Annotated in this window: 14 protein-coding genes; 7 read left to right on the top strand and 7 right to left on the bottom strand. The window is 50.9% G+C overall.

Features of this window, described 5'->3' with window-relative positions; all coding sequences use genetic code 11:
• Positions 1–93 precede the first annotated feature (93 nt).
• Positions 94–2,148, top strand: coding sequence for a polyphosphate kinase 1 (ppk1, locus tag D568_RS0101015; RefSeq protein ID WP_020207692.1), 2,055 nt, complete (start codon positions 94–96; stop codon positions 2,146–2,148).
• Between the two features lie 78 nt (positions 2,149–2,226).
• On the opposite strand, the gene ppx is transcribed toward ppk1, so the two are convergent.
• From ppx to D568_RS0100995, 4 genes are all read right to left on the bottom strand, one after another.
• Complete coding sequence (gene ppx, locus D568_RS0101010) at positions 2,227–3,732, bottom strand: exopolyphosphatase (RefSeq protein ID WP_020207691.1); 1,506 nt, start codon at positions 3,730–3,732, stop codon at positions 2,227–2,229.
• 106 nt (positions 3,733–3,838) lie between these two features.
• Positions 3,839–4,339, bottom strand: a complete 501-nt coding sequence (gene secB / locus D568_RS0101005) for a protein-export chaperone SecB (protein WP_020207690.1) — start codon at positions 4,337–4,339, stop codon at positions 3,839–3,841.
• A 32-nt stretch (positions 4,340–4,371) separates the two neighbouring features.
• Positions 4,372–4,626, bottom strand: a complete 255-nt coding sequence (gene grxC, locus D568_RS0101000; protein ID WP_020207689.1) for a glutaredoxin 3 — start codon at positions 4,624–4,626, stop codon at positions 4,372–4,374.
• Between the two features lie 29 nt (positions 4,627–4,655).
• Positions 4,656–5,069, bottom strand: coding sequence for a rhodanese-like domain-containing protein (locus D568_RS0100995; protein WP_026286765.1), 414 nt, complete (start codon positions 5,067–5,069; stop codon positions 4,656–4,658).
• 223 nt (positions 5,070–5,292) lie between these two features.
• On the opposite strand from D568_RS0100995, the gene gpmM reads away from it, so the two are divergent.
• From gpmM to D568_RS0100965, 6 genes are all read left to right on the top strand, one after another.
• A complete protein-coding gene (gene gpmM / locus D568_RS0100990) occupies positions 5,293–6,843 on the top strand; it encodes a 2,3-bisphosphoglycerate-independent phosphoglycerate mutase (RefSeq protein ID WP_020207687.1) in 1,551 nt (516 codons plus the stop codon).
• A gap of 89 nt (positions 6,844–6,932) precedes the next feature.
• Positions 6,933–8,051 (top strand): murein hydrolase activator EnvC family protein, encoded by a 1,119-nt coding sequence (locus tag D568_RS0100985; protein ID WP_040516137.1) that lies wholly within the window; start codon positions 6,933–6,935, stop codon positions 8,049–8,051.
• A gap of 87 nt (positions 8,052–8,138) precedes the next feature.
• A complete protein-coding gene (locus tag D568_RS0100980) occupies positions 8,139–9,503 on the top strand; it encodes a S41 family peptidase (RefSeq protein ID WP_020207685.1) in 1,365 nt (454 codons plus the stop codon).
• A complete protein-coding gene (locus D568_RS18790; protein WP_020207684.1) occupies positions 9,478–10,392 on the top strand; it encodes a divergent polysaccharide deacetylase family protein in 915 nt (304 codons plus the stop codon). Before D568_RS0100980 ends, D568_RS18790 begins: the two co-directional genes overlap by 26 nt.
• Positions 10,393–10,431: 39 nt before the next feature.
• The gene (locus D568_RS0100970; protein ID WP_020207683.1) at positions 10,432–10,719 is read left to right on the top strand and encodes a DUF6316 family protein; all 288 of its coding nucleotides are present in this window, start codon (positions 10,432–10,434) and stop codon (positions 10,717–10,719) included.
• A gap of 333 nt (positions 10,720–11,052) precedes the next feature.
• Positions 11,053–11,295, top strand: a complete 243-nt coding sequence (locus D568_RS0100965; protein WP_020207682.1) for a DUF5062 family protein — start codon at positions 11,053–11,055, stop codon at positions 11,293–11,295.
• Between the two features lie 11 nt (positions 11,296–11,306).
• On the opposite strand, the gene D568_RS0100960 is transcribed toward D568_RS0100965, so the two are convergent.
• From D568_RS0100960 to D568_RS18785, 3 genes are read right to left on the bottom strand one after another with little or no spacing between them, the layout of a single operon-like run.
• Complete coding sequence (locus D568_RS0100960; RefSeq protein ID WP_020207681.1) at positions 11,307–11,639, bottom strand: cupin domain-containing protein; 333 nt, start codon at positions 11,637–11,639, stop codon at positions 11,307–11,309.
• A complete protein-coding gene (locus tag D568_RS0100955) occupies positions 11,636–12,862 on the bottom strand; it encodes a heme biosynthesis HemY N-terminal domain-containing protein (RefSeq protein ID WP_020207680.1) in 1,227 nt (408 codons plus the stop codon). Before D568_RS0100955 ends, D568_RS0100960 begins: the two co-directional genes overlap by 4 nt.
• A complete protein-coding gene (locus tag D568_RS18785) occupies positions 12,859–14,022 on the bottom strand; it encodes a uroporphyrinogen-III C-methyltransferase (protein ID WP_020207679.1) in 1,164 nt (387 codons plus the stop codon). The genes D568_RS0100955 and D568_RS18785 overlap by 4 nt, the downstream gene beginning before the upstream one ends.
• Positions 14,023–14,032: the final 10 nt, after the last annotated feature.

Raw genomic sequence — 14,032 nt, 5'->3', positions numbered from 1 at the left:
CCCAGGCGGGCTTAGCCCGCCTGTAACAAAAACTTCATAAACTCAGTATAGGTTGCAGAGGATTTTGATTTGATACAGCACAGGGGTAGTACAGTGTCCGAGCAGTTTTTTAATCGTGAACTGAGTTTGCTGGAGTTTAACCGGCGCGTGCTGTATCAATCCTACGACACGTCTTTGCCCCTAATGGAAAGACTGCGCTTTCTTTGCATCTTTTCCACTAACCAGGATGAATTTTTTGAGGTTCGCGTTGGCGGGCTGGTGCAAATGCTTGAAGTCGGCACAAGCGCTATTCCATCCGACGGCCTGACCCACGCCGACAACCTAGCGGCTATCGGCCAGATTTCTCACCAGCTGGTGGATGAGCAGTACAAGATTTTTAATCAGGACATCCTGCCAAAACTGAACGATAAAGGCATTCATATTGTCCGCCGAGATGACTGGACTCACGAGCAAACAGAATACCTAAACGAGTACTTCGAAACCGAAGTGTTGCCCCTGCTAAGCCCCATTGGCCTGGACCCCGCGCACCCCTTTCCGCGTATTATGAATAAGTCGCTGAACTTTATTGTCGCGCTGGATGGTAAAGACGCGTTCGGCCGCAGCTCTGGCCGAGCCATTGTGCAAGTCCCCCGCTCGCTGCCTAATGTGATTGAGCTGCCTGAGGGTATATCCAATAACGGTCGCAACTTTGTGTTTATGTCGTCCATTATTCACCACTTTATGGGTGAAATTTTTGTTGGCATGACGGTACTCGACTGCTTTCAATTCCGCCTCACGCGCAACTCGGACATCTTTTTAGACGAAGAAGAAACCGATGATTTGCTGCGCGCCATGCAGGGTGAGCTGGTTTACCGCCAGTACGGTGACGAAGTGCGGTTAGAGCTAACCGGTACTTGCCCCGAAGATATTGAAGAGTTCTTGTTGGAACGTTGCGAGATTAACCGGCGCGACATTTACAAAGTAGACGGCCCCGTTAACCTAAACCGTCTTACTGATTTGTTTGACCTGATTGAAGACCCCGAGCTGTATTTTAAGCCGTTTGTGCAATCTATGCCCAAACTCCCCAAACGCGCCGACAACTATTTCGAAGCGATCAAGAAAAGTGACATTTTACTCCATCACCCCTTCGACTCCTTTCAAGCGGTGGTTGATTTTCTGCGCGAAGCGGCAGCGGACCCTCATGTATTGGCCATTAAGCAAACTTTGTATCGCACCGGCTCTAACTCGCCGGTAGTAGACGCATTGGTAGCCGCCGCCAAAGCGGGTAAAGAAGTTACTGCCATTGTTGAGCTGCGCGCTCGCTTTGATGAAGAACAAAACGTTGCCCTGGCCGAGCGCTTACAGCGCTACGGCATTCACGTTATTTACGGCGTTGTAGGCTATAAAACCCACGCTAAAATGCTGCTGGTGGCGCGGCGCGAAAACAAGAAGCTCAGCTATTATGTTCATTTAGGCACAGGCAACTATCACCCCAAAACCACTAAGCTGTATACCGACTACGGCATCATGACGGTAGACCCTGCCGTTTGCGCCGATGTTTACCGGATTTTTATTCAGCTATCCAGCATGGGTAAAGCCTCAAAAATGAGCGAGCTGATGTACGCGCCGTTCACGCTGCATAAGGGCATGCTCAAACACATTCATCAAGAAACCGAAAACGCGCGCAAAGGCATACCAGCGCGGATCATTGCCAAAATGAATTCGCTGTATGAAGAACAGTTGGTGCTGGCGTTGTACGAGGCATCGAACGCTGGGGTGCAAGTGGACTTAATTGTTCGCGGCGTGTGTCAGCTGCGCCCCGGTATTCCAGGGCAATCCGAAAATATTCAGGTTCGCTCAATCGTAGGGCGCTTTCTTGAGCACACCCGCGTTTTCTATTTTGAAAATGGGGGCAACCCTCAGGTGTATTGCTCCAGCGCCGACTGGATGATTCGCAATATGTTTCACCGCGTTGAAACGTGCTTTCCGATTAAAGCGAAGAAAATACGCGAACAGATGATTAACGACCTAAAACTCTACCTAGCCGATAACACGCACGCCTGGATACTGCAAAGTGACGGCAGCTACGTGCATACCCAACCCAAAGAGGGTGAGCAAGCTATCAATGCCCAAGCTGAACTGCTACACCAACTGACAGCAAATAATTAAAACCTTTGCTTAGCACAAGATTCGGCCGGGCTACCGCGCACCACCTTAAAAGGTGCGCGCCCGGCTTTCGGCTTAAGCTTAAATAGCCGTGACACTCAGCTCATAACCCGACTTGCTTTGATAACCCGCCTCGGATTCCAAATCCGCACAAGTCAGTGGGTTGGCTTCAAGCCACTTTTCAGGAATCGACAAGACAATCTTTTTCTTCTTTGCACTTAACGTCAAGCCCTCGGGCAATGAGTGCCTGCGAGTGCGATTAAAGATGTGCGCCAAACGCAGAATAATCGCCAAAGGCAGTAAATCTGTGCCCGCCTCTGCGAAGTGCTTGGCATTCATACTTTTGCGATGGCAGCGAACCAAAGCGGCAAGCTGTGTTTGCTCGGCGCGCGAGCAACCTGCTATATCCACGTTTTGTACGATATACGCGCTGTGCTTGTGATAGTCGCTGTGAGATATATCCAAACCTACCGGGTATAAAAAGGCCGCCCAACGCAATAACTTACCCGCATCTTTTACATCCAGCGACCAGCATTCCGCCACCTGCTCAAGTAACATCTGCGCGGTATTGGCAACACGCTCTGCCTTACTCGCATTGACATGAAATCGATCGGCCAAGGCCCGCACACTGCTTTCGCGAATATCGTGATCTTCCAAGCGCCCCTTTAAGTCAAATAACAGGCCCTCGCGCAGCGCCCAATCGGCAGCCACCATAGTCTCGATATGCAAGTTTTCAAACAACGCCGCCAGCACAATAGCACCACCAAGAAATACGGGCTGACGATCTTCCGAAACGCCATCCAGCGCCAAATCCGTTGCGCCGTGCTTTGCATAAAGCGCGATGATCTTTTCCAATGATTTTAAGGTGATCTCACCGCTGCTCCAACCGGCAGCCTGGCAAACGCTTGCCACGGCTTTAATTGTGCCTGAAGCGCCTATGGCCTCCTCCCAAGGGCAGTCGCTGTATTCATCTGCCACGGGGGAAATTTCCTGACCGGCGGCAATGCGCGCTTTTTTTATAGCCTTTTCTGTCACTTTACCATCGGCAAAAAAACGCTTGCTCATGGCCACGCAGCCCATGCTGAGGCTCTCTTTTACTTTTGGCTCCATACCCTGGCCGAGAATCACCTCGGTGCTGCCGCCGCCGATATCCGCCACCAACCTCGTGCGGCCATCGGGAGCGATACAATGGGCAACCCCCAAGTAAATCAAACGAGCCTCTTCCTCACCCGATATAATTTCAACCGGGTGGCCAAGCCTTTGCCGGGCTTGCCGTAAAAACTCTTTTGAATTGGCAATTGAGCGCAGGGTTTTAGTACCCACACAGCGCACACTGCCCGATGGAAAACTGCGCAGCCGCTCTGCGAAGCGCTCTAGACAAGCGAGGGCACGCTCACTGACCTCAGGATTTAAACTGCCATCATCTTCCAAGCCCCAGCCCATACGCACCGGTTCACGCAGTTTATCCAGTAGCGTGAGTTGTTGGTTTTCCCAGCGCGCAATAATCATATGGAAACTGTTAGAACCCAGGTCAATCGCCGCAATATGATCGCCGTCACTGGGAGCGAATTTGGAAAGGTTAAACATAGATAATTAACCCCAGAGGCCAAAGTAAGTGTTATTTAGGCTTATTGCAGCACAAATAAAAAAGGCCCGCCACTGGCGAGCCCTTTTTAACGGCGATAAACAGCAATTAAGCGTCAGCTTGCGCTTTTTCAGCCGCCTGCTTTTGCGCGCTGCTAAGCGCTTGAGCGAAGACCGCATCAAAGTTAATGGGCGGCAGCATCAATGGTGCAAATGAGCCACGGGTAAGAATGCCGTCAATGGTTTCGCGAGCGTAAGGAAAGAGGATATTCGGGCAGTTGGCATTGATAATCTGCGCCATCATATTGTTGTCCATACCGCTGATGGCAAACAAACCCGCCTGTTTTACCTCAATCAGGAAGGCCACGCGCTCTTCAATCTTGGCGGTAATGGTCAGAAGCAGTACCACTTCGTGATGAACCTCATCCACTCGATGAACCTGGACGTTCAGCTCCTGCTCAATTTTCGGTGCTTGCTTCTGGTTAAAGCCTTCCAGCCCCATTGGCGTCTCAAAAGACAGGTCTTTTAAATAAACACGCTTAATGGAAAATGAAGGTGCCGCTTTATCTTGTCCGTTGGCCTGAGGCTCTTGAGTGTTTTCTTCTGCCATAATCCTATCTCTTTTATCAAATTGAATAAATATTAACCGCCCAGCAATGCATCCAGCTCGCCACGTTTATCCAGCGCCCAGAGGTCGGTGAAGCCGCCTACATGACGATCACCAATCCAAATCTGGGGGACTGTCTGCTGGCCACTGTCGGCCATCATCTTCTTTCGCAATGCAGGTTCACGATCCACACGAATTTCTTCGACCTCTACGCCCTTACTCGCCAACAAACGCTTAGCGTTGACACAAAATGGGCAAATAGCCGTGGTGTACATTAAAACTTTTGTCATGAGCGCACCTATTTTACAAGCCGATCAAGCTATTTTTTAACCAGCGGTAAACTCTGATTTTGCCATTCGCTGATGCCACCCGATAAGCGACGTACCGAAAAGCCCTTGGCTCCCAACTGACGCCCGGCGCTACCCGCATGCTGTCCCATTTTATCGACCACAATCAGCGTTTTATCCCGATACTTTTCCAGGCTCTCAACCTGCTCAGCCAGCTTAGAAAAGGGGATGTTAATGGCATCGACCATGTGGCCGTTTTTAAACTCGCCACTGTCACGAACATCCAACCAAACACCCGCTTCAGTATTAATCAGCAAGGTCGCCTCAGATGTGGTGATGGGCTGGCCGTTTTTCAAGCGCTCGCGCCAAGCGTATAAGTAGATAAGCACCACAAGAATGCCGACCAACATCCACTCTTGCCCTAAGAATATAAATAAATCGTCCACCGGATGCCCTTTAAAACTGGTTACCAAACACCGACCCACCGGGCCGAGCCGCAAAGGGCGGGAGTATACACCAGCTGCCAACATCTCGTCAGGCACTGGATTTATGAGACCGATAGCGAAAAACTCCCCAACCCCGAGGGCCACAGCGTAGAGTTGTCCGTCGTTAACCGGTAGAATAAAGTTCTATTTATTCATTTCCCATACACACAAAAGCGATTTGCCTATGACTGCCAAGAAAAAACCTATGGTATTGCTGGTTCTAGATGGCTTTGGCCACTCAGAAAGCACCGAGCACAATGCAATTTACAGTGCGAACACCCCAGTATGGGACGAGCTATGGAATAACCGTCCCCACAACCTGATAGGCACTTCTGGCATGGCGGTAGGCCTCCCCGAAGGTCAAATGGGTAACAGCGAGGTTGGCCACATGACTTTGGGTGCCGGCCGGGTGGTTTACCAAAGCTTTACCCGCATTAACAAAGCAATCGAAGACGGTGACTTTGCCACGAACCCTGCCTACACCAAAGCGATTGACCAAGCCAAGGATAAAGACAAAGCGGTACACATTATTGGCTTACTGTCCCCAGGTGGCGTTCACGCTCACGAAGATCACATTTTTGCCATGATAAAAGCCGCCGCAGAGCGTGGCGCTAAAAAGATTTATTTGCACGCGTTTTTAGACGGTCGCGACACCGCCCCGCGCAGTGCTGAAGCCTCGCTGCAAAAAGCGCAGGATGTGTTTGCCGAGATCGGTACCGGCCGAGTGGCCAGCATCTGTGGCCGCTACTTTGCCATGGACCGTGACAATCGCTGGGACCGGGTAGAACAGTGCTACAACGTTATGGTAACCGGCGAGTCTGAGTACGACGCTGAAACAGCGGTGGAAGGTTTACAAGCGGCCTATGCGCGAGACGAAAACGACGAATTCGTTAAGGCCACGGTTATTGCTGCCGAAGGTGAAGAAGTCGCCACCATCAGTGACGGCGACTCAGTGATCTTTATGAACTTCCGTCCTGATCGCGCCCGCGAAATCACCCGAGCCCTTATCGATCCAGCTTTCGATGGCTTTGAGCGTAAACTCGTACCTGAGCTGGGCGACTTCGTCATGACCACTGAATACGCAGCGGACATTAAAGCCAGCTGTGCATTCCCGCCTCAGGCATTAACTAACTCGTTTGGTGAATACCTGCAAAATCAGGGCAAAACTCAGCTTCGCATCGCAGAGACTGAAAAATACGCGCACGTGACTTTTTTCTTCAACGGTGGGCAAGAAGCTGTATTTGACGGTGAAGACCGTATTTTGGTGCCATCACCAGATGTGGCTACTTACGACTTGAAACCCGAAATGAGCGCACCTGAAGTTACCGACAAGCTAGTAGAAGCCATTGAATCAGGTAAATACGACGCCGTCATTTGTAACTACGCCAACGGCGATATGGTTGGGCACTCTGGTGTATTTGAAGCTGCCGTGGCCGCCGTTGAAGCCGTAGATGCTTGTGTTGGCCGAGTTGTAGAAGCCACCCGTAAAGCCGGTGGCGAAGTGCTCATTACCGCTGACCATGGCAACTGTGAAGAGATGTTTGATCCCGAGTCTGGCCAGGTCAGCACACAACACTCCACCTTGCCTGTACCTCTGGTTTACATCAGCGAGCGCAAAGGCAGCATTGCCGATGGTGGCTCCCTGGCTGACGTAGCGCCAACCATGCTACACCTCATGGGGCTGGAGCAACCGGCGGAAATGAACGGTCGCAACCTTATCACTCTGGAAGGCTGAAACCGGGCTCAATGTTGACCTGTTTAAGACTTAAGAAAGCGCAAAAATTCATAAACACCCGGCAGAGCAAAGCTCGCTGCCGGGTGTTTATGTTACTGCTGACGCTGCTATGGATTCCTGGTAGCTGGGCCGCCAACGACGCAGCCGACTATCAGAAAAAGCTGGAGGCGCTGAAAGCGACCATCGAGCAACTTAAAGATGAGCTTAATGATGCAAAAGGTGAAAAAGGCAAACTTGAAAAGCAACTGGAGAAATCTGAAAGCGATATTGGGAATCTGAAAAATAAGGTTGATTCCCTGAACGACGATATCAATCAACAAGACCAAAAGCTGCAAAGCCTTTATCAAGAACAGCAAGACCTGCTACGACAGCGCCAAGCGCAACAAGAACAAGTTGCCGCTCAGGTGCAAAGCGCTTACCGAGCAGGCCCACAGGGGCCTTTAAAGATGCTTCTGAATCAAGAGTCGCCCGAGCGTATCTCTAGACTCAACAAATATCACGACTACCTATTGAGCGCTCGTAGCCGTAAACTTTCCCAGTACCGCGCCACGTTAACCAAACTCGCAAACATAGAACCCGACATTATCGCCACCCGCGACAGGCTAAACCTTCGCAAACAGCAACTGGAACGGCAAGCACAGCAATTACAAGCAGAACAAAAGCAACGCTCATTAACGCTGCAGAAGCTCGAAAAGCTCATCTCCAGCAAAGATAACCGGCTCGCAGCCGAGCAAGACAACAGTGAACGGCTCAATGCACTGCTAGCGGAAATGACCGCCACCCTGGGTAGCGCCAACCCTTCCACTACTCGTTTTAGCCTGCTGCAAGGTAAACTACCTTGGCCCACAGACGGTAAATTACGCCATAACTACGGCAGTCGACGCGTTGGCAACCAACTGAGCTGGGAAGGGATGGTGATCGAAGCTCCAGTCGGCACTCCCGTGCATGCGGTTCACAGTGGCCGAGTTATCTTCGCAGATTATTTACGTGGCCATGGTTTGCTGGTCATTATCGATCACGGCGAAGGCTTTATGAGCCTGTACGGGCACAATCAAAGCCTATTGAAAAAACTAGGGGATGGCGTTAAAGCCGGTGAAGCGATTGCCCGTGTAGGCAGCAGCGGCGGTCAACATTACTCCGGGCTGTATTTTGAAATCCGCCATAAAGGTCAGCCTACCAACCCCAATAAATGGCTTGCTCGCGCTTAGGTCTTGATGCCCGGCGCCATCAACCCTGATTATTAGTAAACGTTACACTGTGCGCCCAACACCTTGCGCACCCTGCAGGAGACACTCATGCGTTTTGTCGGATCTCTATTTACACTTGCGGCTTTGATGCTGGCAACGGCATCTCCTGGGTGGGCGCAGCCTGCCGAGACGCGAGAGACACACACCTCTGAAGCGAGCTCCGAATCTACTAAAGCGCTACTACCGCTCGAAGATTTACGTACCTTCACCCGCGTGTACGATCACATTCGCTCCAGTTACGTCGAAGAACTTAGTGATACCGAGCTTCTGGAATACGCCATTAAAGGCATGATGGCCGAGCTAGACCCCCACTCTGCTTACCTGGACGCGGAATCGTTTGAAGATTTACAAGTGAACACCTCGGGCGAATTTGGCGGCCTTGGCATCGAAGTCGGTATGGAAAACGGCTTCGTCAAAGTCATATCACCAATCGACGACACGCCGGCGCAAAAAGCGGGGGTTGAAGCGGGAGACTTAATCATTCGCTTGGGCGACCAACCGGTCAAAGGAATGAATTTAAACGAAGCCGTTGCCATTATGCGAGGGCCTAAAGGCAGTGATTTAACCGTTACTATCGTGCGCGAGGGCGTCGACCAACCCTTTGACCTGACCATAACCCGCGACATCATTAAAGTACGCAGTGTGCGCACCAAGATGCTGGACGATCATTACCTCTATCTGAGGATTGCCACCTTTCAGGTTAATACGGGGCGTGATGTACACAGCAAGCTGGAAAAGGCTCTGCAAGATTACCCCAATACCAGTGGTGTCATTTTGGATCTCCGCAACAACCCTGGCGGTGTTTTACAAGCGTCAGTTGATGTCGCAGATGCCTTCCTCGATGGCGGTTTAGTGGTCTACACCGAGGGCCGCCTGGAAAGCAGCTACAGTCAATATAACGCCAACCCTGGCGATCTCTTAAACGGCCTTCCTGTGGTAGTACTCATAAACGATGGTTCTGCATCGGCGTCCGAGATTGTCGCTGGAGCCCTGCAAGACCAACATCGCGCGGTAATTATGGGAACGAGAAGCTTCGGTAAAGGCTCAGTGCAAACCGTTGTCCCCATTACGGAAAGCCGTGCAATAAAGCTCACCACGGCTCGTTATTACACCCCCAGCGGCCGTTCGATTCAGGCCCAGGGGATAGAACCCGATGTGGTAGTAGAGCGCGCCAAAGTCACTGCCGTAAAACCTCGCCTACGCACCACAGAAGCAGACTTGGCCGGACACTTAAACAATGACAACGGCAAAGCGGAAGTTGGTAGTAAAGCGCGAGAAAGCAAACGCAATAGCAGCGCCTCTCTGCTGGCCAATGATAATCAACTGCACGAAGCCCTTAATTTACTCAAAGGTTTAAACATTTTTCGCCAGCAGCCTGAAAATAATAATGACGCCCCGCTTGTTCGCCCCTAAACAGCTCCTGGCCACTGTGCTATTGAGCTTGTGTTATGTCTTAAATACGCAAGCCGCGCCTCCACCCGCAAGGCTTGCCATTATAATTGACGACCTTGGTTACAACCTGGAATCCGGGCTGCGTACGATAGCGCTACCCGGTGCCTACACCTTAGCGCTATTGCCCTCTACCCCCCATGCTCAAACATTAGCCCAACAAGGCAAAGCGCATGATAAAGAACTCATATTACACACCCCCATGGCCAACATGGCCGGCCTTAACCTAGGCCCAGGCGCTTTAACCGAGGACTTGAGCCGTGCAGAATTTATCGCCAGTCTGCAACACAGTCTTAATCAGATACCAGGCATAAAGGGACTCAACAACCACACCGGTAGCGCGCTGACCCCGCAACCTCGCTACATGGGCTGGGTCATGGGGGAGGCCGCTAAACGAAACCTCTATTTCGTTGATAGTCGCACCACCGCCTCCAGCAGAGCATTTGAAGTGGCTGCAGCCTACGGATTACCCAGCGCTCAAAGAGATGTATTTCTCGACCACCAGCGTGATCGTCAGCTCATCACTCAACAACTTGAACGCGCGATCGCCCTCGCTCAACGCCGTGGCCAGGCAATTGCTATTGGCCACCCCTATCCAGAAACTTTAGATGTACTGGAGCAGGCGGCCACCATGCTAGAAAAGGCTAAGGTTACCTTGGTACCTGCCTCACAACTCGCTTACAAAGCCCCTCCCGGAACTCAGGCATGCCCCCTACCTCCGGCCATGTTGCGCCCGCCTTTAGTCGTCACCCAACAAAGCCATACGACAAAAAAGTGGTGGTATTTACAGTACTTGATGCAAAGGGGTTATGAAGCCAAAACCCCAGTAGAGAAATACGATATAAACAGCTAAGGCTGAGAAGCGTATAATTCAAAAGGGTATACGCAGTGCGTGTTGAAGCAGGAGCTGAGCTGTGGCACGCAGGACGAGGACATTGAACTGAAGGAAGATACGATGATCAACGACCATAGAAAAGGCGAACAAGGAGACATTCCACCTCGCAGCGGACGCTTCGTGGAAAAGTCTGGCTACTGGTACTATCAAACCCGTGAAGGTGTAGACATTGGCCCCTTCGACACCCGCCAGGCCGCCGAAGTTGGTGTGGGCGAATTTATCGATTTTATTTGTGCCTCTGCCCCCGAAGCCGCAAAAATAATTGAACGCTATCGCGCGGCTTAACAGCTAACAAAGCGGCTTTTTAGCCGCTTTGTTAATAAGACCTCACCTGAACGGTTCAGCCGTTGCCTCCAGGCTTTGCTGTAAATTGATTTCTCTGGATTACCCGCCCGCCATTGTTCTCTGCAGTCGTACTTCACCACCGTATTAGATTAAATCACTTTCTAGCAAAACCGCTTCACTGCCAGAAGCTCAGTTAACTCTCATTGCCCCGCTCTGAACTGGTTGTTTACTTCGCGGGCAGCTGCCTATAATTGCTTTACGCTATAAACGCACCAATACCATCCAAGCAAATAAGTCACATGCTACGAAGATATAAACCTATAAGGGGTATGCATGAAAAAGCTGGAAAATGAAAAAGAGTTCTTTAAAAAAGCCTTGAAAGTCGGAAGTTCTTACGCCGAAAAGCGAGGTGCGGCCAGGTTCTCCCCCGACGACTCTGCTGCGGAACGTGCTCTGTATCTATATCGCTTGCTTACCCATGACAAACTGATTCAACCCCTCCCTGAAGATCAAGTTTCCCAAAAAACGATTCAACACAAGCTCGCCCTGTGGGCATCCCGCCTGCCGGATACGTAACACACCTTTATTTACTGAGTAAAAAAGATCGCCAGCCAAACCGAGTGCTCCCCTGCCAAAGTGCCCTCGACGCGGTGCTTTTCACCCGCGGGAATATAAACATAATCACCGGGAGCTAACGTCTCCTCCCGGCCATCTTCCCACCTCAGTAATGCACCGCCCGTTAACAACACCACCCACTCATGCTCATTTTGCTGATACCAAAACCCAGGTTTTGAGCTATGGCCCAAAGAAACAATTCTCTCAATGCGTACATTTTTCCCTTCAAGCAGTAGAGAGCTCAACTCTTGGGGCAGTTTCTCCGGAATATCAGCAAATAAGTTCGCAACCTTATCTGAACTCATGGCAGTGGCAGCTCTTGCTGGGAGCGAGCCAAATAATGCAGAGCCTCCCGATAAAGGGCTGCACCGTTATCAGATTCACCAAGCTGCTCTAGTAGCAAACCCAACTCAAGATACACATCCGCTTTTGGAGCGACATCCAGCGACTCTCGAAAATAATCTTTCGCCTTTCCCCATAGCTGATTACGCGTACATATACGCCCAAGTGCTGCAAGCAATACTGCATCCGAGCCCTGTTGTTTTTGCCATGCTGCCGCAGTTTTCAACTGGGCTTTAGGGTTAGCGCCCTTCGTGTGGCCATAAAGCTCAACCCACTCTTCACGCCATTGCTTTTGCAATGCTTTTGCCAGCATGGGCTCAGCATCCTCATCGCAGCCCAACCGTAATAGCACAGCAGCAAAACCAGCCATGAGTTCAGGTTCTTTCTGTTGTGCCGCTGGGACCCTTGACCAGATGCTGTCCAACGCTGACTTGCTCATGGGTATATCTTGCAACTTCTTGTGGCGCTTCTCCAGAAGCTGCAGCTGACGCAAGTAAACATTGATTTCAAGCGAGCGTAAATCCTCATTATTGCGCACTTTCAGGCGACGCAAGCTCGGCAACAGCTCTTCAAGCGCATCAATATCATCCAGCTCCCAATACACATTAGCAAGCAAATCGAGCACCACTGGGTGCTCAGGTGCGCTGCGTTTAATGCGCTTGAGAGTAGCCAGACACTGTTCGTAACGACGACTTCCCAACTGCATTCTTGCCTGGGTCAAAGCCACCGCAAGCTCACTGCTTTCGCGGCTTTTCTCAGCTTTATGCAATAAATCCAGCGCCCCAGAAAAATCTTTAAGTTCGTACGAGCAACGGGCTGCGGCCAGGTAATTAACCAGTGGATTGATGGACTTATCCGCAGACTTTATGAGCTTCTTGCGAGCCACCAACCAATTACCTTCAATAAAGTCTACTAACGCTGTCATGGTTTGTGATTGGGCACTCATTGACTGGCGTCGCCCACTGCCAATAAACCGAACAACTTTGCGGCCACCACGCACCAAGCGCCCAACCCAATAAACGGCAAAGGCTAAGAGTAAAAAAAGCATCAATGCCGTCCACACACTCATTTCTACCGTTGTGGAGGCGTAGGCAATCAAAACGTAGCCGCTGTCGTAACGCATTAGCTGAAACACCAATGCTCCCAGCAGCATGAACAACAACAGCAGAATCAACCTTTTTTTCATGGTGTCTGCCCCTCAGAAACTTTATGCAGCCGGTCGATATAGTTCTGTAATTGTTGCTGTGCTGAACTGATGTCTGGCACTTCAACTTTTATAGAAAGCTCATCTAACTTTTGCAGCTCGCTGCTCACCACTTGCATCTGCGCATTGCGAGAAAAGTAAGTTTCCAACCAGCCTTTGGCACGCCTTAAGCTTTGGTGATAGACCTGTGACTCTTCTCGCAGCAATGCAATTTGGGCCTGCTCTAACATCAGCTGTAAATTCTGGCGTAAAAACCAAGCCTGCTCGGGCCCCAACAACGGCTCTACAGGCTCGGCATAATTATTCACTCGTACCAGCGAGGCTAGGGTTTTCAGTCCATTCATAACACTCGCTTTAATGCGGGTCCATACATCCACATTGGCCTCTGGCACCCGGGCAGAAGAATGGGGGGCCACCGGTAGTTCGCGTTGAAAAGACTCTAGCAATGGCAGCTCTTCAACTTGAAGGATCAGTGCCTGCAACTGCAGATAAATCCCTTCTCGATCCACCGGCTCGACCATTTTCAGCTCGATCAACTCTTGGCTAAGCACCTCACGTATGGCGAATAGGCCTGGATCATCCTGTTCTTTTAAAATTTTATCCGCCGCTTGTGCCAGAGCCAAAGCCTCGGCACTATTGTGCTCTACTAACACTTTTTGGTTGGCAAGGCGAAGTAAGAATGCAGCTTCAGCCAGCTTCCAATCGTCCCGAGAGGTATCCGCCATTGCATCAAGCCGGCTTTGCACTGAGCCGACATCGGCTGCCAAAGAGCGCACCACCGCCGGATCGATGCCCGCACCGGCTAACTCTTCAAGCTTTTGACTAAGCAAGCCGTTTTGACTTTTTAACTGAGCCAGTTGGCGCTCAAGTGGAGCGGCATCGAATGGTTCAGGGCTCTGCGTAGGCACAGGTATCTCACGCGCCTGCAAAGTCTGTAATTGTTGCCACATCTGCCAGCCGTACCAGGTTCCAGCGGCAGTCACCCCAATTAACAGCAGTAAACAAAACCAGGCAACGCCACCACCAGCAGATTTTTTTTGACGGCTCTTCGTTTTACCATCCCGCCTAGCTTTACCCGCCTCAACCGGCACCTGCGTCTGCTCTGTCTCACTTTCAGGGTGTTCCTTGGGGGTATCTGACATGAGTATTTCT

The sequence above is a fragment of the Gilvimarinus chinensis DSM 19667 genome, from assembly GCF_000377745.1.
Taxonomy (GTDB): Bacteria; Pseudomonadota; Gammaproteobacteria; order Pseudomonadales; family Cellvibrionaceae; genus Gilvimarinus; species Gilvimarinus chinensis.
The sequence above is the reverse complement of the archived record's forward strand: the minus strand, read 5'-3'. Positions and strand labels throughout refer to the sequence as shown.

Coding starts and splice junctions, on each gene's coding strand:
- D568_RS0100980 (WP_020207685.1), top strand. CDS start 8,139: ATGCGTTTTGTCGGATCTCTATTTACACTTGCGGCTTTGATGCTGGCA.
- D568_RS0100960 (WP_020207681.1), bottom strand. CDS start 11,639: ATGAGTTCAGATAAGGTTGCGAACTTATTTGCTGATATTCCGGAGAAA.
- D568_RS18790 (WP_020207684.1), top strand. CDS start 9,478: ATGACGCCCCGCTTGTTCGCCCCTAAACAGCTCCTGGCCACTGTGCTA.
- ppx (WP_020207691.1), bottom strand. CDS start 3,732: ATGTTTAACCTTTCCAAATTCGCTCCCAGTGACGGCGATCATATTGCG.
- D568_RS0100965 (WP_020207682.1), top strand. CDS start 11,053: ATGAAAAAGCTGGAAAATGAAAAAGAGTTCTTTAAAAAAGCCTTGAAA.
- D568_RS18785 (WP_020207679.1), bottom strand. CDS start 14,022: ATGTCAGATACCCCCAAGGAACACCCTGAAAGTGAGACAGAGCAGACG.
- D568_RS0100985 (WP_040516137.1), top strand. CDS start 6,933: ATGTTACTGCTGACGCTGCTATGGATTCCTGGTAGCTGGGCCGCCAAC.
- gpmM (WP_020207687.1), top strand. CDS start 5,293: ATGACTGCCAAGAAAAAACCTATGGTATTGCTGGTTCTAGATGGCTTT.
- grxC (WP_020207689.1), bottom strand. CDS start 4,626: ATGACAAAAGTTTTAATGTACACCACGGCTATTTGCCCATTTTGTGTC.
- secB (WP_020207690.1), bottom strand. CDS start 4,339: ATGGCAGAAGAAAACACTCAAGAGCCTCAGGCCAACGGACAAGATAAA.
- D568_RS0100955 (WP_020207680.1), bottom strand. CDS start 12,862: ATGAAAAAAAGGTTGATTCTGCTGTTGTTGTTCATGCTGCTGGGAGCA.